This window comes from Bacillus sp. RB3 (assembly GCF_030164735.1).
Taxonomy (GTDB): Bacteria; Bacillota; Bacilli; order Bacillales; family Bacillaceae_G; genus Bacillus_A; species Bacillus_A cereus.
Genome location: NZ_JASNGE010000001.1, coordinates 219157 through 241569, shown reverse-complemented (window position 1 = coordinate 241569; position 22413 = coordinate 219157). Strand labels below are relative to the sequence as shown.

The following is a 22413-nucleotide window of genomic DNA, read 5'->3' as shown; positions in this document are numbered from 1 at the left end:
AACGATTTACAATAAATATTAGAAAAGATAAAAGCGTTTCTATAAAAAATAATACTTAGAAATCCCTTGCTTAAATCTCATAATATTCAATACAGATTTTCACCTATTTATTATTTTAATTTTTTCGTCTTTTTCCAAATAAAATAATATAGATTAATATTCAATCTAGTAATTATACAAGATAACTTCACAAATTTATTAGTTAAATCACTAATCTTAAATCTATATAAATTCCCCTTTAACTCCTTATAATTTTCTTTTTCAAGCCTTTCTTCTTGCATACCATTCATTAATAAACTAATATTCATATGCATATAATAATTTTTATACTCTTCTATCTCTACCCCTTCTTTAGTGTTCAATAAATTTATAATATTTATTAACGCTGTTAGAGCAGTTAATTTTTTGAGACTAAATTGTGATTGAGATGCATTATTACTATGAATGATATAATGATAATATGGAGTAGAATCATATACAATGTTCCTTGAATTCGAGACAGCCTGACAGCAAAACAACAAATCTTCACAAAAATGAATATTTTCATCGAAATACATTTTAAAGTCTTTATTCAATACATCTACAGAAAAAAGTTTATTCCATAAAAACCCCCTAAATCCATTTGGATTAAGAATTGTATTTAAGGCTTCTTCCTTATTTAATATTTTGACATCTGATTCAATATTTTTATTTAGGATAATACCATCCACAGTTTCTCTGATGTATCCACAAGCTACAATATCTGCCTTATTCTTTTCTATTAAGTGATATAAATTTTCAAACATATTAGTTTCAATCCAATCATCCGGATCAACAAAACCAATATATTTACCACTAGCTACATCTAATCCAATATTCCTGGCTGAAGAGACCCCTCCATTTTCCTTATGAATAACAGTAAATCGTTTATCTTTTTGGGCATATTCATCACAAATTAACCCACTATAATCTGTAGATCCATCATTCACTAGTATAATTTCTAAATCATTATAAGTCTGATTTTTAACACTATCTAAACATCTCGGTAAAAATTTTTCAGCATTATATACTGGAATGATAAGAGAAATTAACATCTTACTCCTCCTTTCCAATTAGTCTACGTTATTTTTATAATATGTTTTTTTGAAGTCATTTTTCTGTTACGATTAATGTTCTTCCCAATACAAAAGTCTCCTAATTATTAACTAGGAGACTTCATTTGTACATGTAACTAGCTGATTTACAAATTCAGAATAAAGAACCTCAGCATTACTTCTTTCCTTCCAAATATCTAATGCATTATCGCACATTTTCTTATACGACTCATTATCCATTATGTGGAATTCGTTAAGCGATTCAACAATTTGTGAAACTGTACAATCTTTATCTAATAGGTATCCATTTTTTCCATTTTCAACAATTTCTCTTGTACCACCAACATCCGTAGCGATAACTGGAAGCCCCATAGATATTGCTTCCATGATTGCTACAGGTACTCCTTCGGATGCAGATAAATTAACAAAAACAGTTGCAGGATTTTCTTTATACCAATCTAAAACCTCTTGATTTTTAACGAATCCAGTAAATTTAACTTGTTTCATATTAAGCTTACTTTTTGCTAATTTTTTTATACGTTCAAACTCTGGGCCTCCACCAATATGAGTCCAGACATATGGGATATTCTTCTCTTCTAACTTCACTAATGCTTCTATTAGTAAATCAATTCGTTTTACCTTGCGCACTACAGAACAGCTCACAATATATAACTTATCGTTCATAGTATTACTAAGTACATTAGTTGAGATTGTTCCCAATCTTTCTACACTTACCTTATCCTTATATGCGGGATATGTTTGATTTAAGGTATCTACTCCATCTTGCGAACAAGGATATACTGCATCAAGAGACTTTAATAAATAGTCTCTCTCCGGTAAATATTTCAAAGGCGCCGCATCTTCATATAGGTCATATCTATGTGCGCGCGAAATTGTATATGGATTTCTTTCTTTAAAATATTTATGCTTTAATTCTACAGCAACTCTTGCAGTTATGTATAACCAATAACTATATACTGTAACTGAATCATACTGCTCAAAATCATACTCATTCAATTGATGCTCCACTCGATCATATACATCCATTGCACGACTTTCAAAATAATAACAATATAATTTATGCGACAGTTTCCCTTTAGAATCCGCTTTAATCATTTTTGTTTTTAATTTATCTTTATTAATAGTACTGAATTGTCTTAATACCATTTTGGATTTTCCTACAATGGAATGTTTTATTCCTATTGGTAAAATTACAACATTTTCAGGGACAGTCCTAGTCTGTTGCATCTCATTAGATACCATAGTGGAAATAATATAAATCTTTTTATAACTCTTAGATAGGTACTCTATTTCTGATTCCAAATATTCCTCACCTTTATGAAAAGGGTAATAATTGGTCAAGAGTATCAAACAATTATTCACTAATTTCCCACCTTTTGTTTTTCATCGTTATTTCTATTTATATTTTTTGATTTTATTACAGAGGCTGCCGTTAAGAATATAACCTTTAGATCCAACATAAACGATACATTTTCTACATAATACACATCATTTTTCACACGTTGCTCCATTGTAGAATTATTTCTTAAGACCGCTTGATTATAACCTGTAATACCAGGTCGGACATCAAACTTTTTAAAGAATTCTTTTGGATAAATATCCTTATTTCCTAATGGACTTGGTCTTGGACCTACAAAACTCATATCACCTTTTAGTACATTAAGTAGTTGTGGAAGTTCATCTATACTTGTCTTCCTTAAAATATCACCAATTTTTGTTACCCTTGGATCGTTATCAGAATTAAATGTACTACCATCTTCATTACGAATATCCGGTGCATTTACTTTCATCGAACGAAACTTATACATAGGAAATTCTCTCATTCCTTTTCCTAATCTAGGCGCATTATAGAAGATTGGTCCTTTATCTTCTAATTTAATCATAATAGCTACCGGTATTATGATTAGTAGTAAAAAAGGAAGTAATAATAGAGAACCTATTATATCAAAAACGCGTTTAATACCATAACGGTACATCATCCAACCCCCGCATTAATAAATGTATTTCTTCTACAGCTGTAGCAAAATTATAATCTGTTGAAAAATCTAGTAATTCCTTTGCTTTCCTACTATCCATATAAGAAGAATGTATTCCTTCATTAGCATTAGGATCTTTCACTAATAAATTATCTTTGTTTCCAAACGCATTATTAATTGTATTTGCAACTTCATAATTTGTTAAAGCATCCCCGCTACCTATATTAAAAGTACCTGAAAGCTTCTCTTGTTTTAATGCATAAATTACAGATTTTGCTGCATCTTTTGCATATAGAAACTCTCTTTTTGCAACACTATTAGCATGTAAAGTTAATTGTTCACCATGAAATGCTTGTCTGAAAAATCTATTAATCATATAATTATTTTTTTCATTAAACCCATATAAATGGGCGAACCTCAAGTTTTTAATACAAAGCCCTTTTTTTCTAGAATAAATATTTCCAATATGCTCACAAGCCAACTTACTAACACCGTACATTAAATCAGGTAACGGTAACTCCTTCTCATTCCACGGTAGGGACGTTTCATCAGAGTAGGCCGATATTGTAGATGCATACACAATATTACTAATATTATTTTCATAGCATGCATCGTATAAATTTTGTGTTAGAATTTCATTATCATGAAACTCAGATATCTTCCCTTGGCTACCTCTTGTGGCTGCAAGATGCACCACTGCATCTACATCATTTAATTGATTTATCAAGTCTTCCAAAGTATAATCCGAAACTCTGTATTCGTAATCATTTATCGCTTTATTACCAATACTTCTTGTTAAAATGATAGGAGTATTCCCATCATTTTTAATACTTTCAACAACGTATTGACCTAGAAAACCCGTTCCACCAGTAACAGCTATTTTCATCTTAGTCTCTCTCTCCGTAATTTGTTTTTAATCCTAACCAGCACTACTCTCAAATTATTCAATGGCTTTATTTAATCTTTATAAATAAAATATCCAATTTTATCATTTTTACCATTTACTGGACGGATATTATCTCCTTGTTTGTAATAATTAAAACTATCTAAGGAATTTTCTATTTGGTTTTCAAATGCCACATAATCTGCTGCGGTATTTGGTTTTTGACAGATAAATTCCAAAATATATTTATCATTTGGATTTTTTTTGACATTCTCCAATTCAGAAGTATCCCCATTTAATAAGTGCTCAAATGTTAGCTTCATTAAATTAACTTCATTATAATAAGATAGTAAATTCCACATATGGCACCCATCTAAACGAGGGGTTATTTCAATAATATATGGCATTCCCTCTTCCAATTTCATTTGTGCATAAACAGGGCCATTTTTTATTTCCAATTTGGCACATGCAGCTTCTATTATGCCATTTAATAAACTAGTAGTATTAGAAGTAAGGTTTACAGTTGGGACAATGTGTTTATGAATTAATCCTGTATATTCAGGCCAAGTTTCTCTATCGGACGCAACTAAATACTTTACTTTTCCATTTACTAGATAACCATTTACAGAAAGCTCTGGACCAGAAATATATTGCTCTAATATTACTAATCCTGAACGAGAATATTCTGTAGCAGCCTTATAGCTTTCTACATATTCCCCTCGATTTTGAACTAATTTCACCCCTCTTTGCCCTTGTGAATCAGCTGGTTTTAAGATAAAAGGAAATTCCATTTTTAATTCATCATCTTCACTTTTTACAACCTGAAATTTTACATTTCCTTCAAAGTCGTTCCCCAAAGTTTTTCTCATTAAGTCCTTATTATTACATATACGTGCTGTTTTTTCTGATACAAAATGTGGCATTTCTAATTTTTCACTGATTAAAGATGCTATCGGCATAGCTAAGTCTGAACCTGTAGAGTAAACAACAGAAATTTGGTTTTTCTCGATATAATCAATAATTGCCTCTGAATCTAAAATATTTATTTCGGCAAAGTGATCTGCTACATCTGCTCCTGGTCCATCTTTAGCCATTGCACAAGCATAAGTTTCATATCCCACTTTTTTCAGTTCCAAGATTGCATCCATCTGAACTGCTGCAACTCCTAGAATTAGAACTCTTTTTTTCATATATTTATAGTTCTCCTTATCTATTGTTTAAAATCTCTTTAAAAGTATCAGTAATATATTTTACCTCTTCATTTGTTAATCTTGTATGCAAAGGTAACGTGATTTCATTTTTATACATATTAAATGCATTAGGATAATTCTTTATATCAAATCCTAAGTTTTTATACGCTGTAAACATAGGCAATGGTTTATAATGTACATTGCTTGCAATTCCCATCTCGGCTAACTCAATAATAATTTTATTTCTTTCAGACTCTTCAATCCCAGGTATTCTTGCTAAATAAAGATGTCCCGATGAAGAGAAATCATCCCCATAATGTTTCAGACTTTGAATTCCATATGGCAACAATTCTTTGTCATACATTTCAATAATCTCTCTACGTCTACCCATAAGAGATTCATATCTATCCAACTGGACTAATCCAATTGCTGCCATTATATCTGTCATATTACATTTATAAGCTGGGTAAACAATATCATACTCCCATGCGCCTTTTTGAGTCTTTGCTAAGGCATCCTTAGATTGTCCATGAAGGCTGTATAACATAAATTGTTGATATACCCACTCATCGTCTAAACCTAAATCATTGCGCCATACAACGCCCCCACCTTCTGCCGTTGTTAAATTCTTCACAGCATGGAAAGAATAGCAAGTAAAATCAGCAACTTGTCCACATCTCTTTCCTTTTCGTTCAGCACCAAATGCATGCGCTGCATCAGTCATTACAATTATTCTTTCAAATAACTCTTGAGTTTTATTATTAGGTTTGAATAAATCTTTTTTACTTTCTACTATGCTATATATTGTATCGTAATCACACATTTTACCCGCAATATCAACTGGAATAATTACCTTAGTCTTTTCAGTAATTGCATCAGCAAGCTTTTCATAATCCATTTCAAAAGAATCAGGAGCTGTATCAACTAAAACAATTTTTGCCCCTACGTGCTCTATAATTGATGCAGAAGCTGTATAAGTATAAGCTGAAGTAATAACCTCATCTCCGGGTCCTACACCTAAAATTCGAAGTGTTAACTCCATAGCAGCCGTAGCTGAGTTTAAGCAAACCGCTTTATTTGTCCCAACATATTCAGCTATTTTCTTTTCAAGTTCCTTTGTTCTAGGACCTGTTGTAATCCACCCCGACTTCATCGCTTTTATTACTTCTTCTATCTCTACTTCTGTAATGTCTGGTGGAGAAAACGGGATATTTCTTATTGTATTATTAATCATTTAAGCTTCCTCACTTTACTTATTAATTTTCGTTTTAAAACTAGCTAGCTGATCTTAAACATCCAGCAAAAGCCTCTTGTTATACTCAATATTTTAAATTTAGCTATTCACTTCAACTTTATTATTCGCAAAATCTAATAAGGTTTTCCTAATACTCTCTTGACTCATCTGCTCAAACTCATTTATAAATTGTTGAATGGATTCAAAATCTTTTAAAACAGCCTTTCCTATATGGATTTTAGGAAATACTTGTTCCTTATGAATTTCATTATCATTTAACAACTCTTCGTACATCTTCTCTCCCGGTCTTAGTCCACTATATTCAATTCCAATTTCCTCAATAGAATAACCCGAAAGCTGAATTAAATTCTTTGCCAAATCTGCAATTTTAACAGGTTCTCCCATATCTAATACAAATAGCTCTCCACCTCTTGCCAAAGATCCTGCTTGGATTACAAGTCGTGATGCCTCTGGAATGGTCATAAAGTAACGGGTAATATCTGGGTGGGTAACTGTAACTGGTCCCCCACTTTGAATTTGTTTTTTAAACAATGGAATTACACTTCCGCGACTACCTAATACATTTCCAAACCTAACAGCAACAAATCTTGTTTGACTGATCATAGCCATGTGTTGAACAACCATTTCTGCAACACGTTTTGTTGCTCCCATTACATTTGTTGGGTTTACCGCTTTATCTGTTGAAACCATGACAAATGTATTTATTCCAAATGTATCTGCGGCTTCTGCAACATTTTTGGTACCAATTATATTATTTTTTACAGCTTCTTCAGGATTTCTTTCCATCAATGGAACGTGTTTATGTGCAGCTGCATGGTATACAACAAAAGGTTTGTGTTTTTTCATTATTTCAAATATTTTATTTCGATCTTGTATGTCAGCAATTTCTGTTACAAATTCTGCTTGCTCTTTATACTTAGTTCTCAATTCCATCTCGATATGATAAATACTATTCTCTCCATGTCCTAAAAGAACCATTTTTGCTGGTTTATATTTTAAAATCTGACGGCAAATCTCTGATCCAATAGAGCCCCCAGCACCCGTTATTAAAACCGTCTTATCTTTAATCTTCTCACCTATTCCCTTATCATCTAATTGAACAGGCTCTCTCCCTAGTAAATCTTCCACTTGCACATCACGAAATTCATTTACAGACACTTTTCCATCTAATAAGTCTTCTAACATCGGCACAATTTGCGTTTTCGCCTTCGTTTTTCTACACTTCTCAAAAATCTCATTTATTTGCCCTCTATTTAATGAAGGGATTGCAATAATGATATGTTCTATATCATTATCTTCCACAATTTCTTGAATATGATTTGTTGTACCAATAACCGGCACATTATAAATCTCCAATTTTTGCTTATTTCTATCATCATCAACAAACGCAATTGGATACAAATCTGCTTCTTTATTATGTTGTAATTGACGAACCACCATTGTTCCTGCTGAACCTGCACCAATAATTAATGTTCGTTTTTTATTAGTTGCCTTCGAAATATATGTATCACGGAACATACGCCATACGAAGCGAGAACCACCAATTAATAATAAATGTAACATCCATGCGATTGCTAAAATTCGAACATAAATATCGTGATTAATAATTTGTTGAACAATTGCTGTTACTAAAATTGATAGCGTAATTGCCTTAAATATTTGCTTTAGCTCTCCAATACTTGCATATTCCCATGCCTTATTATAAAGCTTATAAATAGCAGCAAAAACATGATGACTACATAATAATGTAATAGAACTAATAACTACTGTCATAGGAATCTTATTCAATACATTTGGATGTATAAACCAATAACTTAAATACACGGCAGTGAGTACTATAAATGAATCTAATAAAATTAATAATGAGAGCCGTCTTCGATAACTCAATATACCTGTTCCCTTCTTTATATAATTCTTATCTTACTCATAATAAAAAAGGACATTCTCTTATGAATGTACCTCTTCCTTTTTTACAAGTTCCTTCATATACTTCATTAACTCTACATTTAATTCTTCATTTTGCAGTGCCATCTCAATCGTCGTCTTAATAAATCCAAACTTCTCCCCAACATCGTAACGCGTACCCTCAAAGTCATAAGCAAATACACGTTGAACTTCATTTAATCGTTGAATTGCATCTGTTAATTGGATTTCTCCACCCGCACCTGTTTGTTGATTTTCAAGGAACATAAAGATTTCTGGCGTTAATACGTAACGACCCATAATTGCTAAATTTGATGGGGCAGTTCCTTGGGCTGGCTTCTCCACAAATTGACGTACTTGATAACGACGATCGCTTTGTTCAATTGGATCGATAATACCGTAACGATGTGTTTCGTTTTCAGGTACTGTTTGTACACCAATAACTGATGACTGTGTACCTTCATATTGATCCATTAATTGACGTAAACACGGTGTTTCTGCTTGGACAATATCATCACCAAGTAATACAGCAAATGGTTCATTCCCAATAAATTTACGTGCACACCATACTGCGTGTCCCAGCCCTTTTGGTTCCTTTTGTCTTATGTAATGAATATTAATTTTTGAAGAAGCTTGTACTTTTTCTAGCATCTCATGTTTCCCTTTTTCAAGTAAGCTTTGCTCTAATTCAAAGGAATGATCAAAATGATCTTCAATGGCACGTTTACCTTTTCCAGTAACAATAATAATATCTTCAATTCCTGATTCTATCGCTTCTTCTACTATGTATTGAATTGTCGGCTTGTCAACGATCGGTAACATTTCTTTCGGCATCGCTTTTGTTGCTGGTAAAAATCTTGTCCCAAGACCAGCTGCTGGAATAATTGCTTTTCTTACTTTTTTCAATTTTAGTCCCCCTGCATCCTTTTATTTATATGTAGCAATAACAAAAACCCTACCTATAGAGTCTTGTTTATAACTCCATAGGTAGAGTTTCTATTAGAAATAAATTATGGGCATCTAACCCACCCTCACGTCATACTCCCGACGACAAGCGTCTAAGGTAGGTTCGAAATAAAAATTTCTACCCACAGCACGACCGAGTGCCCCCGTTGATAACGGTTAGGAGACATCACCAATTCTTTATTTAAAAAATACCGAACAATTTTTTACGACGAATTTGTTCTGGATCTTCTTTGTAAATTGCCTTCCCGCTAATTATTAAGTACGGATTTTCCTTCAAATCACTCATAACATTCATTCCGAATTCTTTCTCAATTAATTCATAGCTTTCCGCTAAATGAAACCCCCTTGATGTCGTGTTATGTGCATCTGAAGCGACCATATGTGTTAAATTATGTTCTACAAGCTGTAGTGAGAATTTTTTGATTTTCTTTCCAAATTTTCCAAGCAAACTACCTGCTGTCACTTGTGTTAATGCCCCTTTATTTACAAGGTTATATAACTTATCTGGCCGCTCGATTAACTCGGCATTACGTTCTGGATGAACAATAATTGGAATCATTCCCTTTACACGTAATTCGTATAATAATTGTTCAGCATAACGTGGTACGTGATTCGATGGAAATTCAATGAATATATATTTATTTGTTTCATTTAAAGTAACGATTTTACCAGTTTCATAGTCTTCTAATAAGTCACCATATAACCTGACTTCTTGTCCCGGCAAAATAATAAGTGGAATATTATTTTGTTGTAGTTCATCATTTAGTTGTTTTACGTGATGGATAATTGAGGTACGTTCATTTACATATTTGCCATTTTGATGGTGCGGCGTTGCGACAATTGTATGTATTCCTTCTGCTACGGCTTGTTGTGCCATTGCTAAACTATCTGTTACTGTCTGTGCACCGTCATCGATACCAGGTAAAATGTGACAATGTAAATCTATCATTTGTTTCATCCTCCCTCTCTCATATAAAAATCTTTTTCCCCTTGAATATGAGATATCTCATATTCAAGGGGAAAAAGGAGATATGTTTTTACCATATCTCACTTTAAAATTAGTTTGCACCGTAATAATAATATAAGCCTTGTTCACGTTCACGATCGTTTAGAACGACACCTAACAATTTACCTTTTGCAGACTCTAATAATCCTTTTGCTTTTACTGCTGTTTCTTTCTCTGTTGATTCACTACGAACAACAAGAATAGAAGCATCACATACATTTGCCATAATTTGTGCGTCGGTAACAGCTAAAATTGGCGGCATGTCAAAAATAACCAGATCATACATACTGTATGCTTGTCCAAGAAGTTCTTTCATTGATTTTGAACCTAACAACTCTGCTGGATTTGGTGGAATTGGACCACAAGCTAAAAAGTGTAGATTATCAACTAATGTTGTTTGCACACATTTTTCTAAACGTTCACTATGTGTTAATACATTCGTGAGTCCAAAAATATTATCTACTTGGAACATTTGATGCATCGCCGGCTTACGCATATCAGCATCAATTAATAATACTTTCTTTCCTTGTTGGGCAAACACAACTGCCATATTAGCTGTCGTTGTGGTTTTCCCTTCACTTGGGTTTGCAGACGTGACCATTAATGAATGTAAATTCGTATCAACAGCTGCAAATTCAATATTTGTTCGAATATTACGATATTGTTCTGAAATTGGTGATTTCGGTTGTTGATGAGCAATTAATTGACGGCGTTGACGGTAATTCTTTTTCTTTTTAAATAAATTAAGAGCCAATTGTTTGTCCCCTCACTTTTCTTGATGATGGAGCGTGTGATTTCACGTTCATTGTTTCTTCATCCATACGAGCAACGATACCTAGCACTGGTAAACCAAGTAACTTTTCCACATCTTCTTCTTTTTTCACCGTGTTATCTAAATACTCTAGTAAGAATGCAAGACCAACTGCAGCTATTAAGCCAACAACGAATGCAATTGCTACATTTAACATTGGACGCGGTTTAATTGGAGATTGATTCTCTACAACTTCTGCCTTAGACAATACTGTTACGTTATCAATACTCATAATTTTTGCAACTTCATCTTTAAATACATCTGCCGTTGCATTCGCAATATTACGAGCTAATTTTGGGTCCTTATCCGTAGCTGTAACAGAAATGACCTGTGAATCTTTTTCATTAGCAACATTAATTTTTCCCATTAAGGCTTGCGCTGTCATGTTTAAATTCAACTTTTCATTCACTTGTTCTAAGATTACTGGACTTTTAATAATAACCTTATATGTATTTGTTAATTGAATATTTGTTTGTACCTCATTGTACTGAATTGCAGATCCTTCTTGCTTCTTCTGGTTAACAAGAATTTGCGTCGAAGATTGATAGATTGGTGTCATGAAGAAAAAGCTAATGATAGCACTTACAATAGCTGCACCAAAGGCGATTACGAGGATCATTGCTAAACGTTTTTTTAAGATATGAAATAACTCTTTTAGACTAATTGTTTCTTCCATAGGTTCCTCCAACTTTCTAAAATTTACACATAGGAAAAATTATAACATATAAATCTTACATTTTTTATTTTTAATAATTCAGTTCTATATTTGTTCACAAGAAACAAGTTTAATCTTACAAAATAATCTTAAATATGACAACACATTCCAATGATTTCCCAAAAATTTTATCATATCATGCTTTTTACACTGTATAACTTGATAAATAATTTTCAGAAAACAAAAAAGCCAACAAATTTTTGTTGGCTTTTTCATATTTTAGTAATAACCATACTGCTCTTTTTCTTCTCTTTTATCGTTTAAAACAACACCTAGTAGTTTTCCTGATGCTTTATCTAATATTTGTTTCGCTTTTACGATTTTATCTTTTTCTGTCTTTTCACTTCGTACAACGAGTACGATTCCATCACATTTATTCGCAAGTATTTGTGCATCTGTAACCGCAAGGACAGGTGGTGTGTCGATTAATATAATATCAAACATGCTATATGCTTCTAGCAACGCCTCGTCCATTGTCCGGCTCCCTAATAGTTCTGCTGGGTTTGGCGGGATTGGACCTGCTGCCATTAAGTATACGTTCTCTATATCTGTTTTTTGAATGCATTGCATAAGTTTTGCTTGTCCTGATAATAAGTTCGTTAATCCATTTGAACTATGAATGGCAAATAAGTTTTGTATCGTCGGCTTCCGCAAGTCAGCTCCAATTAATAAAACTTTCTTTCCTTGTTGTCCGAAAACAACTGCTAAGTTTGAGATTGTCGTTGTTTTCCCATCACCTGGATCTGCCGAAGTAACAATAATAGAACGAACATGATTATCTACAGATGTAAACTCAATGTTTGTACGAATGTTACGGTATTGTTCTGTAATACGCGATTTAGGCTCTTTATGTGTAATTAATTGTCGTAATGGTTTTCTTTTCTTTCTCCCGAACATATTCATAATCTCCTTTTGTGAAATGCGACATTTCCCTTTTCTCTCTCTTATGCTCGATTTCATACGTCTAATTAATATTTTTGCTGATTTCCCCATATCTCATCATAATCAATAACATTCTAATTTGTCTTACTTAAGTACCTTAACAATATGACAATGCCCTTATTTCTTTATTACCTTTATCACTTATCCTGTTTTCTAGATAAATAATAAAGTAAGTATATGGTAATTGCCATCTATTTACAAGTTATTTTCTGATTAGTTTGTATATTATCGTTTCATCGTTATATAACAGAAATTAAAAAAATCCCCTTGTCTTTTCACAAGGAGATTTTTTAGTACTATCTATTCTTTTTTATCACCAATTGCAAATGTAATTTCTGCCTCACATGCAACTTCACCATCTACTGTTGCGATTGCTTTTCCTTTTCCAATTGGGCCGCGTACGCGTGTCATTTCTACTTCTAGACGAAGCTGATCACCTGGGCGTACTTGTTTTTTGAAACGGCAATTGTCGATACCTGCAAAGAAAGCAAGTCTTCCGCGGTTTTCTTCTTTCTTTAATACTGCAACCGCTCCGACTTGTGCTAATGCTTCTACAATAAGTACACCAGGCATAACTGCATAGTCAGGGAAGTGTCCGTTAAAGAATTCTTCGTTTGCGGATACATTTTTAATCCCAACCGCTCTTTTTCCTTCATCTACTTCTAATATTTTATCAACAAGTAAAAATGGATAGCGGTGAGGAATGATTTCTTTAATTTGTTCTATATTTAGCATGTAACAATCGCCCCTTTTGTAATATTGGTCTTACCACTTGGACATATTGCTATTATCCCATTTTGTTTATTGTTTGTCATTACAAAGTAACATTTTATATTTAGCACAACTTCCTAAAAAAAATGCACACACTCTATTCCATTAAAATAGTTGCACATTTTTGCAACTGACACGGAGGTGGAAAAGAGTGTATGCCCAAATTAGGGAAAGGCAATATGTATTGAAACATTATTTGCCTTAATGTCGTATTCGACTCATTATATTATAAACGTTTTCAATTAAGGAAATATTAAATTTAACCATATATATGAATATTTTACCTGTTTCCTTCATATTTCTCTATTTTCCTTCCATTTTCGCAAAAAAACAAAATAAAAAAATATAAAAACAAAAAAAAGAACTAAGGCGTCAGCCTTAGTTCTTTCAAATTATCTCAAAGCACGCTTTGGTAATCTGTCGATATTCTCTAACATAATACCTGTACCAACCGCAACGCAGTGCATTGGGTTTTCAGCAATTAATACTGGTACTTTTAGTTCTTCTGCTAGAAGCATGTCGATACCGTGTAGTAAAGCTCCACCGCCTGTTAGAATAACACCGCGGTCGATGATATCTGCAGATAGTTCTGGTGGTGTGCGCTCTAATACGCCTTTTGCAGCTTGTACAATAACGGCTGCATTTTCTTTTAATGCTTCTGTAATTTCTTCAGAGCATACTGTAATTGTACGTGGTAAGCCTGTTACCATGTCACGTCCGCGAATTTCAAGTTCTTCGCTACGTGCACCTGGGAATACTGTACCAACTTTAATTTTAATATCTTCTGAAGTACGTTCTCCGATTAATAGCTTATACTTACGTTTAATATAGTTTAAGATCTCCATATCAAACTTATCGCCAGCCATTTTGATAGAGGAAGAGGTAACAATATCACCCATAGATAGTACAGCGATATCTGTTGTACCTCCACCAATATCAACAACCATGTTACCGCTTGGTTGGAAGATTTCCATACCAGCACCAACTGCGGCTACTTTTGGTTCTTCTTCTAAAAATACTGTTTTACCACCTGAACGTTCAGCAGCTTCACGAATTGCTTTTTGTTCTACTGATGTAATATTTGTTGGACAACAAATTAAAATACGAGGTTTTGAAAAGAAGCTCTTTACGTCCAATTTGTTAATGAAATACTTTAACATTGCTTCTGTAATTTCGAAGTCTGCGATTACACCATCTTTAAGTGGACGAATTGCTACAATATTACCAGGCGTACGTCCCACCATGCTTCTCGCTTCTTCACCTACTGCTAATACTTTACCACTATTACGATCAATCGCCACAACAGATGGCTCATTTAATACAATACCCTTACCTTTAACATGAATTAATACGTTAGCCGTACCTAGGTCAATTCCGATATCTCGCGCAAACATTCCCGTTTTTTCCTCCTCGATATTCAAAATCAGGTTACACCCGAATTCTTTTCACCTAATTTCTGATTTTATCATAAATTTAACAGAAACGTAATATTCGCAAAAAGAATTCTTCTGAAAAATATTACCGAATGTGAACGGAATGTTTGCTACTGTAACATTATTGACGTACAGGCTTCTCTACATCTTCTTTTCTATACTTTTGTTTTGTTGCTTCTCCCCCTCTTAAATGACGAATAGACTTATGATAATCAAGAATTTCTTTCACTTCATTTGCGAGCTCTGGATTAATTTCTGGTAGACGTTCTGTTAAATCTTTATGGACTGTACTCTTTGATACCCCAAATTCCTTTGCAATGACACGCACTGTCTTTCTTGTCTCCACGATATACTTACCAATCTTGATAGTTCTCTCTTTGATGTAATCGTGCACACCACTCGCCTCCCTAATTTGGATGTGAGAAGGGTGAAATGAGCCTCGCTGCATACGACTAAGAAGTAAGTGTGAGTGCTGTTTGTAAGCGTTAAACATTCTTGGATTTATAATGAAATGATTCACGATTTCTCACCTCAAACACTCTCTTTGCTTTGGTTTATACCATTGTATTGCCCGCACTACTGATATATGCTACATGTTCACTATTTTTGCGGACTAAGTTAAGAAAAATTACGTTTTTTGTGAGAAATACGTTAAAACTGACTATTATAGCGAAAAAAAATGACACCTTATATATAAGGTGTCATTCTTCTCGTTCCAATTCTTCTTCTAACAATTGATGGTGGGGAACCTCTTTCTTACCGGCAATATAATAATATAAAGTGAATAAAACAAACAATAAAATAATAGCAGTCGACAGAACAAACAAAAATGACACAGTATCCCCTCCCTTTTGTAATATATATTCGAGAATCTCGTCATTTTTCCTTGTTATTGCAACTTTTTTCTCGAAATTGAGTATTTTTATATAAAAATAAAAAAATCAGCTCCCCTAGTGGGAACTGATTTTTTCACTTTCTTATTCTTGTGAAGAAGAATCGTTAGATGATTCTGTAGAACCATTTGTTGATTTTTCTTCTTTCTTCGGTTCTTCTTTTTTGTCACTAGTTGAACCGCTTGTTGATTTCTCTTCTTTTTGAGACTTGTCTTCTGTTTTACTTTCAGGTTTCGTGCTCGTTGACTTCTCTTCTTTTTGAGATTTGTCATCAGCTTTTTTACCAGAAGCATTCGTAGCCTTTGCAGCACCTGCATCAGCTTTAATTTCTGTTACTGATTTATTTAAGTAACGTTCAGGGTTCACAGCCACATTGTCTTTACGTACTTCAAAGTGAACGTGAGAACCTGCCTCTTTATTCATTGCACTTAGACCGGATGTTCCTAATACTTCACCTTGTGCAACTCTTGCACCTTTTTCTACTTTCACACTGCCTAAGCTTTGATAAGATACCGCTACACCATTTCCACTATCAACTGTTACAACATAACCAAGAAGTGAATCTTTTTCAGCTTTCGTTACTGTACCACTTAAAGCAGCAGCAACATTGAATTCTTTTCCATTCTTCGCAGCAATGTCAATTCCTTTATTCGGGGAATATGTGTTGTTATAAAAGACAAGTGCTTTTTCTTGTTCCGCCTCAGTTGCTGCATCTTCATAGAATTTCTTCTGTACGACTACTTCCGCATTCGCGGCAGCTGGCATTTTCACTACTTCTGAAGATTTTGTTACTGGTACTGCTGGATCTTCCGATTGTGTATACGGTGTTGCTTGATCGTGGTTTGGAGTCTTCTTCGGATTAGCTCCTTGGAACCATAGCGCAACCATTAAGATTACCGCTGCACAAGCAATGTATAGTGCCGGAAACACCCATCTTTTTTGAAATAAATGTACTACCTTTTGCGACTTTTTATTATTTCTTCCTCGCATTCCATCATCACCTCAGCAATCATTTTGAACAATATTCACGTATCCTATACAACGTATAACTAATTACTTTTCGACAAAATCTGTAAAAATATGTATAAGAATTGTAAAATTTCCGAGGAAATGATAGAAAAAAGAAAAAACTGAGCACTTTTGGCTCAGTTTTTAATCTAATTGTTTCTTTTTATATACGATTAAACATACAAAGAGCGATATAATAAGCCAAACTGCAACATTTAATACATGCCCACTAATACTACCAAATCCCGCCCCACCTACTAAACTGTTAAGTGCTTTCACAATATGAGATGTTGGAAGATATCCAATCATCGTCTTAATTACTTTATTTTCAACCATTGGCTCAAACTGTACAGCCAAATACATCGTCATTAATATCGGCATTCCAATTATTGATGTTTGTGGTACAGATGCAGCTAACAATCCAATCATTGTTCCAATCACAATAAATAAAATTGTTCCACATAAGAAAATAAATCCTAGCAATAATAGATTTCCACTGAATTGATCCAAAATAAATAAGTTCACAATACAAATGCCCAATGTCAAACATACTGTTAATATACTTTTTCCAAGTAGAACTTCAACCGAAGATGCCGGTGATAGCATTAATACACGCAATGTATGTTTTTCTTTTTCTTCTGCAATTACCATAGATTGAACAAAGCCTGCGACAAATAGGAAGGCCGTTATAGTAGTAATGCCTAACATTTCCTTTCCCACTCCAAATCTGCTAAACAAAAATGAAAGTATAATTGGTAAAAATGCCATTAACAACACTTGTGAATTTGTCTTAAAATCTTGTACTTCTTTTCTAAAAATAGCTGATACACGTCTCATTGAAAATGTCATTATAATCCCCTCCCAGTAACTTCAATAAAGATATCGCCTAAAGTTGGTTCGTGTGAATGAATGGATAGTAATTCTCCTTTGTTCATCCATTCTGAAATACGTTTTGCACCTAATTCATCTTTTTGTACCGTTTCTTTCTTCTTATCCTTTAACACGACTTGTATTTGATCTTTCGCGTATTGTAAGCGAAGGTTCTCCGGTGTATCAAGTGCTACAATCTCTCCGCCACACAGGAAGGCAATGCGGTTACAAAGCGTTTCTGCTTCGTCCATGTTGTGAGTCGTTAAGAAAATCGTCGTTCCTTCTTTATTTAAGTCTTTTAAGATTTTATGAATATTTTGTACGTTTACTGGATCAAGTGCAGATGTTGGTTCGTCTAAGAAGAGAATATCTGGTTTATGAAGGATTGCTCTTGCTAGTGTGACGCGTTGCTTCATTCCCTTTGATAATTTTTTTACTGGTGTTTTTTTATCATCTAATAAATTCACTTGTGCTAGTACTTCATCGATTCGTTCTTTTTTGCAATCGTATAAGTCACAAAATAATAGTAAGTTATCATAAATGCTAAGTCTTTCATATAAGCCGCTGTTATCTGTTAAAATACCAATTCGTTTGTAATCGATGCTACTTGGTCCTGTAATATCTTTCCCTAATACTCTTACCGTTCCAACACTATGAAGCAATTGAGAAGTTAAAATTTTTACTGTTGTCGTCTTACCAGATCCACTCGGTCCAAGGAATCCGAATATCTCTCCTTGCTTCACCTCAATATTTACATTTCGAAGTGCCGTTTTTTCGTTGAAACTTTTCATTACATCTTTCATTTCAATTGCCAATGTCATTTCTTCATCCCCTTTGTTTTTCTTCTTTATAGATGAAAGTCGCTTTAGCGCTTTTCGTTCGTTTGTTTCGCTTTTCTTGACTCAATCATATGAAAAACAAAGGATAGGCGCATTAAAATACCGGTAAAAGGAGTATTTTTACCGGTGAATGAATCGCATGTTGAGCTTATTGGAGCACTTTTATAGTCCAATAACACCTTTTAATTCATCCATTCGTCCTTTTGAAAGCGGGATTGAACTTTTTCTTTCGTCGTCTAAAATTAAGCTAAAACTGTTACGAGTCCAAGTAATCACTTCTCGCACTCTTTGTAAATTCACAAGGTACGAGCGATGACATCTAAAGAAACCAAAACCTGTTAATCTCGCTTCTAGTTCACTTAATGTTAATGCACATACGAAATCGCCTTCACGAACGTGAATATGCGTTACTCCGTTTTGCGTTTCAATGAAATGGATTTCCATCGGATCAAGTAAAATGATTTTATCGTTCACTTTCGCAGGTATTCTTTCTAACTTCATTTGCGGAATCATTTGAATGACTTTTTCTTCACCGACTCCTTCCACTTCCTCTTGTTCAATTTCTACTTTTTTCACACCATCGTTGTTTAATATGTATACATCCTCTGTTAACGAAAGGGCATCCGATAGGAAAGATGACGTAATAAAGATTGCCTTTCCTTGCTCTTTCATTTTCATAATTGCTTTTCGAATAATAATCGTACTCTCTGTATCTACATTTTGCTCTGGCTCTTCCAAAATGACTAAATCTGGATTATGAATCATAATTCGTCCTATATGAAGACGGCGCTTCTCTGAAAATGACAATTTTTCTATTTTAACGTTTAGTTTATCTAGGAGACCAACATACTGTACGACTTCTTCTATACTTACCTTTGATTCATAAAGTCCTAATAGAAACTTAAAGTATTCCTTCACCTTCAAACGATCATATGCTTCATCTTTCAAAAAACAAAAGCCGATGCGGAAATAATTTTTCTTTCCAATTGCTTCCCCTTCAAACAGTACGTTGCCAGTTGAAGCTTCTTCTTCACCAATAATAATGCGGTGTAACACTTTAGCTGTATGATTATTGCATTGCAAAACAATACATTGTCCTTTTTCAACCTTTAGCTCAATTTCCGGTAACTGGTTCGTCTTCCCTAACTGTTTCAACTCTAGTAACGCCATTTCATCTCCCCCAAATGCCTTTTTATCCTATTATATCAAACAATTAATGGAAAATTATGATATTTTAAACAGAAAAAAAATAGGTGCCAGAGTTCTGACACCTATTTCTTCACCATCAGTTTTCCTTCATAATCATTCATCGTCTTTATTTCAACGCCTTTATAGTAATGAGCGACGATATCTGTATATTTCTTTCCTTCCGCTGCCATGCCGTTCGCCCCGTATTGACTCATACCAACGCCGTGACCGAAGCCTTTCGTTGTAACGATGATTTTATCTCCTTGTTGTTTCCACGTGAAATCAGAAGAACGTAAATCTAACTTTTCACGAACTTCTTTTCCTGTTAATGTTTTTCCTTGAAAAGCTACATCCTTTACGCGCTTTCCTTCCGTAAGGTCTTTAATATTTCCAACCTTCCCGTCTGCTAGCACTTTCACACCGAGACGTTTTTGAAAATCAGCTACTGTAAATGTTTGCTCGCTCGTAAACTTTGGAGAGGCTTGATCCCACGGACTATCTACACTTTTCAAGTACGGATAATCATTTCCCCAATAGTCAGCTGCATTTTCTGTTCGGCCATTACTCGTTGAAAAGAAGGATGCTGAAATTGGTTTTCCATCATACGTTAAAACTTGTCCTGCTGTTTTCGAAACGGCTTCTTCGATTTTCTTCAAATTATTTTCGTAGTTATTGCCCCATTGCTTCTTCAATTCATCTTTGCCTTTGTACACTTGATCTTTCACCGTATCTGTCACGTCCGCATTATTTTTCTTTCCTCCGCTTAGCATACGTTGTACTACAAATGTTCTCGCTGCTAATGCCTGCGCCTTTAGTGCCTCTATTTCAAAACTGGCATTCATCTCAGAAGCTACTACACCTGTCACATACTCCTCCACTGGTAATGTTTCTACCTTCTTCTGTTTTTCGCGATATACAGCAACTTGAACAGCTGTATCTACTTTTCCTGGAGCTGGTATGCTTTCTATCGCTGGAGGAGTTTTAGAGGCCGTTTCTTCCCCTACTTTTGCTTTCGCAAATGGAATAACAAGGGCTGCGGGTACAATGATAACGAGCGCTATTAAGAGCGCTACTGTAATAAAAAGTGGCTTTGAAAATTTCATCCTATTTTCCCCCAATATAAAAGCTTTACTCCATTCATTCTTATGGAACAACTCTTTCTTTTAGAACATACTTAAGGGGAAGAGTATAAAACAGAAATTTTCTAAATATTTTTACTGGTACGTGCATAAGTATAGAATTTATTGACTATAACAGTAATAACCAAAAAAAATAGCCCCTATGTCAAAAGACATAGAGACTATTTCAATTAAGCGTGAAGATCAGAAACTTCTTGTTCTTTCACTTCTTCTACTTTTTCGTTTACACGTTCAATAGTTGCACCTAATGCAGCTAATTTCTTATGGAAGTTTACATAGCCACGGTCAAGATGTTTTAACTCAGTTACACGAGTATAACCTTCTGATACTAAACCAGCTAAGATTAATGCAGCTGCAGCACGTAAGTCAGTTGCTGCTACTTCAGCACCTTGTAAGCTGTTTGGACCGTTCATAATAACAGAACGACCTTCAATTTTAATATCAGCATTCATACGACGGAATTCTTCAACGTGCATAAAGCGGTTTTCGAATACCGTTTCTGTAATCATGCTTGTTCCATCAGCTTGTAGTAATAATGCCATCATTTGTGATTGCATGTCTGTTGGGAAACCTGGGTGAGGCATAGTTTTAATATCAACCGCTTTTAACTTATCTGGGCCGATAACACGTACACCTTCGTTTTCCTCAATAATTTTAACACCCATTTCTTCCATTTTCGCTGTAATTGAGCGTAAATGTTCAGGTACAGCATTTTCAATTAAGATGTCTCCACCAGTAATTGCTGCTGCAACCATGAATGTTCCCGCTTCAATACGGTCAGGAATAATAGAGTGGTTTGCACCATATAATTTATCAACGCCTTCGATACGAATCGTTCCAGTTCCAGCTCCGCGTACTTTCGCTCCCATCGCATTTAAGAAGTTAGCTAAGTCAACGATTTCTGGTTCTTTCGCTGCGTTTTCAAGAATTGTTGTCCCTTTTGCTAATGTAGCTGCAGACATAATGTTTTCTGTCGCGCCTACGCTTGGGAAGTCTAAGTAGATTTTAGCTCCTTTTAGTTCTCCCTCAACATATGCCTCAACAAAACCGTTACCAACCTGTACTTTTGCTCCCATTGCTTCGAAGCCTTTTAAATGTTGGTCAATTGGACGTGAACCAATTGCACATCCACCAGGAAGTGCAATACGAGCACGACCGTTACGTGCTAATAATGGTCCCATTACTTGAACAGATGCACGCATTTTACGTACATATTCAAATGGTGCTTCAATGTTTAGTTCTTTAGAAGAATCGATTGTTACTTGATTATTTTCAAATACGACTTCAGCATTTAAATGACGTAATACCTCATTAATTGTGTATACATCAGACAAAACTGGTACTTCAGATAGTACATTCTTTCCATCACTCGCTAATAGGGCTGCAGCGATTATAGGTAATACAGCATTTTTTGCGCCCTCAACACGCACTGTGCCGTTTAACCGCTTTCCGCCACGGACGATGATCTTTTCCAAATTATTCCCCTCCGTGTCCTTTTTTCAGTATCTATT

The 22413-nt window shown here is 34.4% G+C and carries 22 protein-coding genes; all 22 read right to left on the bottom strand.

Annotated elements, in window-relative coordinates:
- Positions 1-110 precede the first annotated feature (110 nt).
- Positions 111-1073, bottom strand: a complete 963-nt coding sequence (locus QO049_RS01150; protein WP_000908872.1) for a glycosyltransferase — start codon at positions 1071-1073, stop codon at positions 111-113.
- 111 nt (positions 1074-1184) lie between these two features.
- The gene (locus tag QO049_RS01145; protein ID WP_002101572.1) at positions 1185-2456 is read right to left on the bottom strand and encodes a glycosyltransferase; all 1272 of its coding nucleotides are present in this window, start codon (positions 2454-2456) and stop codon (positions 1185-1187) included.
- Complete coding sequence (locus QO049_RS01140) at positions 2456-3070, bottom strand: sugar transferase (RefSeq protein ID WP_000286453.1); 615 nt, start codon at positions 3068-3070, stop codon at positions 2456-2458. The genes QO049_RS01145 and QO049_RS01140 overlap by 1 nt, the downstream gene beginning before the upstream one ends.
- On the bottom strand, positions 3051-3956 hold the full coding sequence (locus QO049_RS01135) for an NAD-dependent epimerase/dehydratase family protein (protein WP_000686357.1): 906 nt from the start codon (positions 3954-3956) through the stop codon (positions 3051-3053). The genes QO049_RS01140 and QO049_RS01135 overlap by 20 nt, the downstream gene beginning before the upstream one ends.
- A gap of 71 nt (positions 3957-4027) precedes the next feature.
- Positions 4028-5143, bottom strand: a complete 1116-nt coding sequence (locus QO049_RS01130) for an ATP-grasp domain-containing protein (protein ID WP_284489093.1) — start codon at positions 5141-5143, stop codon at positions 4028-4030.
- A 16-nt stretch (positions 5144-5159) separates the two neighbouring features.
- On the bottom strand, positions 5160-6377 hold the full coding sequence (locus QO049_RS01125) for a DegT/DnrJ/EryC1/StrS family aminotransferase (RefSeq protein ID WP_000609545.1): 1218 nt from the start codon (positions 6375-6377) through the stop codon (positions 5160-5162).
- A gap of 99 nt (positions 6378-6476) precedes the next feature.
- Positions 6477-8285 carry a polysaccharide biosynthesis protein gene (locus QO049_RS01120; protein ID WP_000122182.1) on the bottom strand — a complete coding sequence of 603 codons (1809 nt, stop codon included), beginning with the start codon at positions 8283-8285 and terminating at the stop codon, positions 6477-6479.
- 60 nt (positions 8286-8345) lie between these two features.
- Positions 8346-9227 (bottom strand): UTP--glucose-1-phosphate uridylyltransferase BpsC, encoded by an 882-nt coding sequence (gene bpsC / locus QO049_RS01115; protein WP_000757806.1) that lies wholly within the window; start codon positions 9225-9227, stop codon positions 8346-8348.
- A 241-nt stretch (positions 9228-9468) separates the two neighbouring features.
- Positions 9469-10236, bottom strand: coding sequence for a tyrosine-protein phosphatase (locus QO049_RS01110; RefSeq protein WP_098581231.1), 768 nt, complete (start codon positions 10234-10236; stop codon positions 9469-9471).
- A gap of 109 nt (positions 10237-10345) precedes the next feature.
- Positions 10346-11047, bottom strand: a complete 702-nt coding sequence (locus tag QO049_RS01105) for a CpsD/CapB family tyrosine-protein kinase (RefSeq protein WP_001207192.1) — start codon at positions 11045-11047, stop codon at positions 10346-10348.
- Entirely contained in the window at positions 11037-11780 is a 744-nt protein-coding gene (locus QO049_RS01100) for a YveK family protein (protein ID WP_000393154.1), read from the bottom strand. The genes QO049_RS01105 and QO049_RS01100 overlap by 11 nt, the downstream gene beginning before the upstream one ends.
- A 258-nt stretch (positions 11781-12038) precedes the next feature.
- Complete coding sequence (locus tag QO049_RS01095; protein ID WP_284489092.1) at positions 12039-12716, bottom strand: CpsD/CapB family tyrosine-protein kinase; 678 nt, start codon at positions 12714-12716, stop codon at positions 12039-12041.
- Between the two features lie 345 nt (positions 12717-13061).
- Positions 13062-13496, bottom strand: coding sequence for a 3-hydroxyacyl-ACP dehydratase FabZ (gene fabZ, locus QO049_RS01090; protein WP_000931959.1), 435 nt, complete (start codon positions 13494-13496; stop codon positions 13062-13064).
- 428 nt (positions 13497-13924) lie between these two features.
- Positions 13925-14926: a rod shape-determining protein gene (gene mreB, locus QO049_RS01085; RefSeq protein ID WP_000457978.1), complete on the bottom strand. Its 1002-nt coding sequence runs from the start codon at positions 14924-14926 to the stop codon at positions 13925-13927.
- A 160-nt stretch (positions 14927-15086) separates the two neighbouring features.
- The gene (spoIIID, locus tag QO049_RS01080; protein ID WP_000544012.1) at positions 15087-15359 is read right to left on the bottom strand and encodes a sporulation transcriptional regulator SpoIIID; all 273 of its coding nucleotides are present in this window, start codon (positions 15357-15359) and stop codon (positions 15087-15089) included.
- A 307-nt stretch (positions 15360-15666) separates the two neighbouring features.
- Positions 15667-15801, bottom strand: coding sequence for a hypothetical protein (locus QO049_RS01075; protein ID WP_000008903.1), 135 nt, complete (start codon positions 15799-15801; stop codon positions 15667-15669).
- A 141-nt stretch (positions 15802-15942) separates the two neighbouring features.
- Positions 15943-16848, bottom strand: a complete 906-nt coding sequence (gene spoIIQ / locus QO049_RS01070; protein WP_001214926.1) for a stage II sporulation protein SpoIIQ — start codon at positions 16846-16848, stop codon at positions 15943-15945.
- 162 nt (positions 16849-17010) lie between these two features.
- Positions 17011-17715, bottom strand: coding sequence for an ABC transporter permease (locus QO049_RS01065; protein ID WP_000144447.1), 705 nt, complete (start codon positions 17713-17715; stop codon positions 17011-17013).
- Complete coding sequence (locus QO049_RS01060) at positions 17715-18557, bottom strand: ABC transporter ATP-binding protein (protein WP_000170855.1); 843 nt, start codon at positions 18555-18557, stop codon at positions 17715-17717. The genes QO049_RS01065 and QO049_RS01060 overlap by 1 nt, the downstream gene beginning before the upstream one ends.
- 180 nt (positions 18558-18737) lie before the next feature.
- Complete coding sequence (locus QO049_RS01055) at positions 18738-19745, bottom strand: LytTR family transcriptional regulator DNA-binding domain-containing protein (protein ID WP_097813943.1); 1008 nt, start codon at positions 19743-19745, stop codon at positions 18738-18740.
- Between the two features lie 101 nt (positions 19746-19846).
- Positions 19847-20866, bottom strand: a complete 1020-nt coding sequence (spoIID, locus tag QO049_RS01050; protein ID WP_000672659.1) for a stage II sporulation protein D — start codon at positions 20864-20866, stop codon at positions 19847-19849.
- A 206-nt stretch (positions 20867-21072) separates the two neighbouring features.
- Positions 21073-22377 carry a UDP-N-acetylglucosamine 1-carboxyvinyltransferase gene (murA, locus tag QO049_RS01045; RefSeq protein WP_000411274.1) on the bottom strand — a complete coding sequence of 435 codons (1305 nt, stop codon included), beginning with the start codon at positions 22375-22377 and terminating at the stop codon, positions 21073-21075.
- Between the last annotated feature and the right edge of the window lie 36 nt (positions 22378-22413).

What these genes read in the sequence shown, in the direction of transcription:
- QO049_RS01125 (WP_000609545.1), bottom strand. Translation starts at nt 6,377, where the DNA reads ATGATTAATAATACAATAAGAAATATCCCGTTTTCTCCACCAGACATT.
- QO049_RS01095 (WP_284489092.1), bottom strand. Translation starts at nt 12,716, where the DNA reads ATGTTCGGGAGAAAGAAAAGAAAACCATTACGACAATTAATTACACAT.
- QO049_RS01130 (WP_284489093.1), bottom strand. Translation starts at nt 5,143, where the DNA reads ATGAAAAAAAGAGTTCTAATTCTAGGAGTTGCAGCAGTTCAGATGGAT.
- QO049_RS01110 (WP_098581231.1), bottom strand. Translation starts at nt 10,236, where the DNA reads ATGATAGATTTACATTGTCACATTTTACCTGGTATCGATGACGGTGCA.
- QO049_RS01055 (WP_097813943.1), bottom strand. Translation starts at nt 19,745, where the DNA reads ATGGCGTTACTAGAGTTGAAACAGTTAGGGAAGACGAACCAGTTACCG.
- spoIIQ (WP_001214926.1), bottom strand. Translation starts at nt 16,848, where the DNA reads ATGCGAGGAAGAAATAATAAAAAGTCGCAAAAGGTAGTACATTTATTT.
- QO049_RS01135 (WP_000686357.1), bottom strand. Translation starts at nt 3,956, where the DNA reads ATGAAAATAGCTGTTACTGGTGGAACGGGTTTTCTAGGTCAATACGTT.
- QO049_RS01065 (WP_000144447.1), bottom strand. Translation starts at nt 17,715, where the DNA reads ATGACATTTTCAATGAGACGTGTATCAGCTATTTTTAGAAAAGAAGTA.
- QO049_RS01140 (WP_000286453.1), bottom strand. Translation starts at nt 3,070, where the DNA reads ATGTACCGTTATGGTATTAAACGCGTTTTTGATATAATAGGTTCTCTA.
- QO049_RS01060 (WP_000170855.1), bottom strand. Translation starts at nt 18,557, where the DNA reads ATGACATTGGCAATTGAAATGAAAGATGTAATGAAAAGTTTCAACGAA.
- fabZ (WP_000931959.1), bottom strand. Translation starts at nt 13,496, where the DNA reads ATGCTAAATATAGAACAAATTAAAGAAATCATTCCTCACCGCTATCCA.
- mreB (WP_000457978.1), bottom strand. Translation starts at nt 14,926, where the DNA reads ATGTTTGCGCGAGATATCGGAATTGACCTAGGTACGGCTAACGTATTA.
- QO049_RS01150 (WP_000908872.1), bottom strand. Translation starts at nt 1,073, where the DNA reads ATGTTAATTTCTCTTATCATTCCAGTATATAATGCTGAAAAATTTTTA.
- spoIID (WP_000672659.1), bottom strand. Translation starts at nt 20,866, where the DNA reads ATGAAATTTTCAAAGCCACTTTTTATTACAGTAGCGCTCTTAATAGCG.
- QO049_RS01100 (WP_000393154.1), bottom strand. Translation starts at nt 11,780, where the DNA reads ATGGAAGAAACAATTAGTCTAAAAGAGTTATTTCATATCTTAAAAAAA.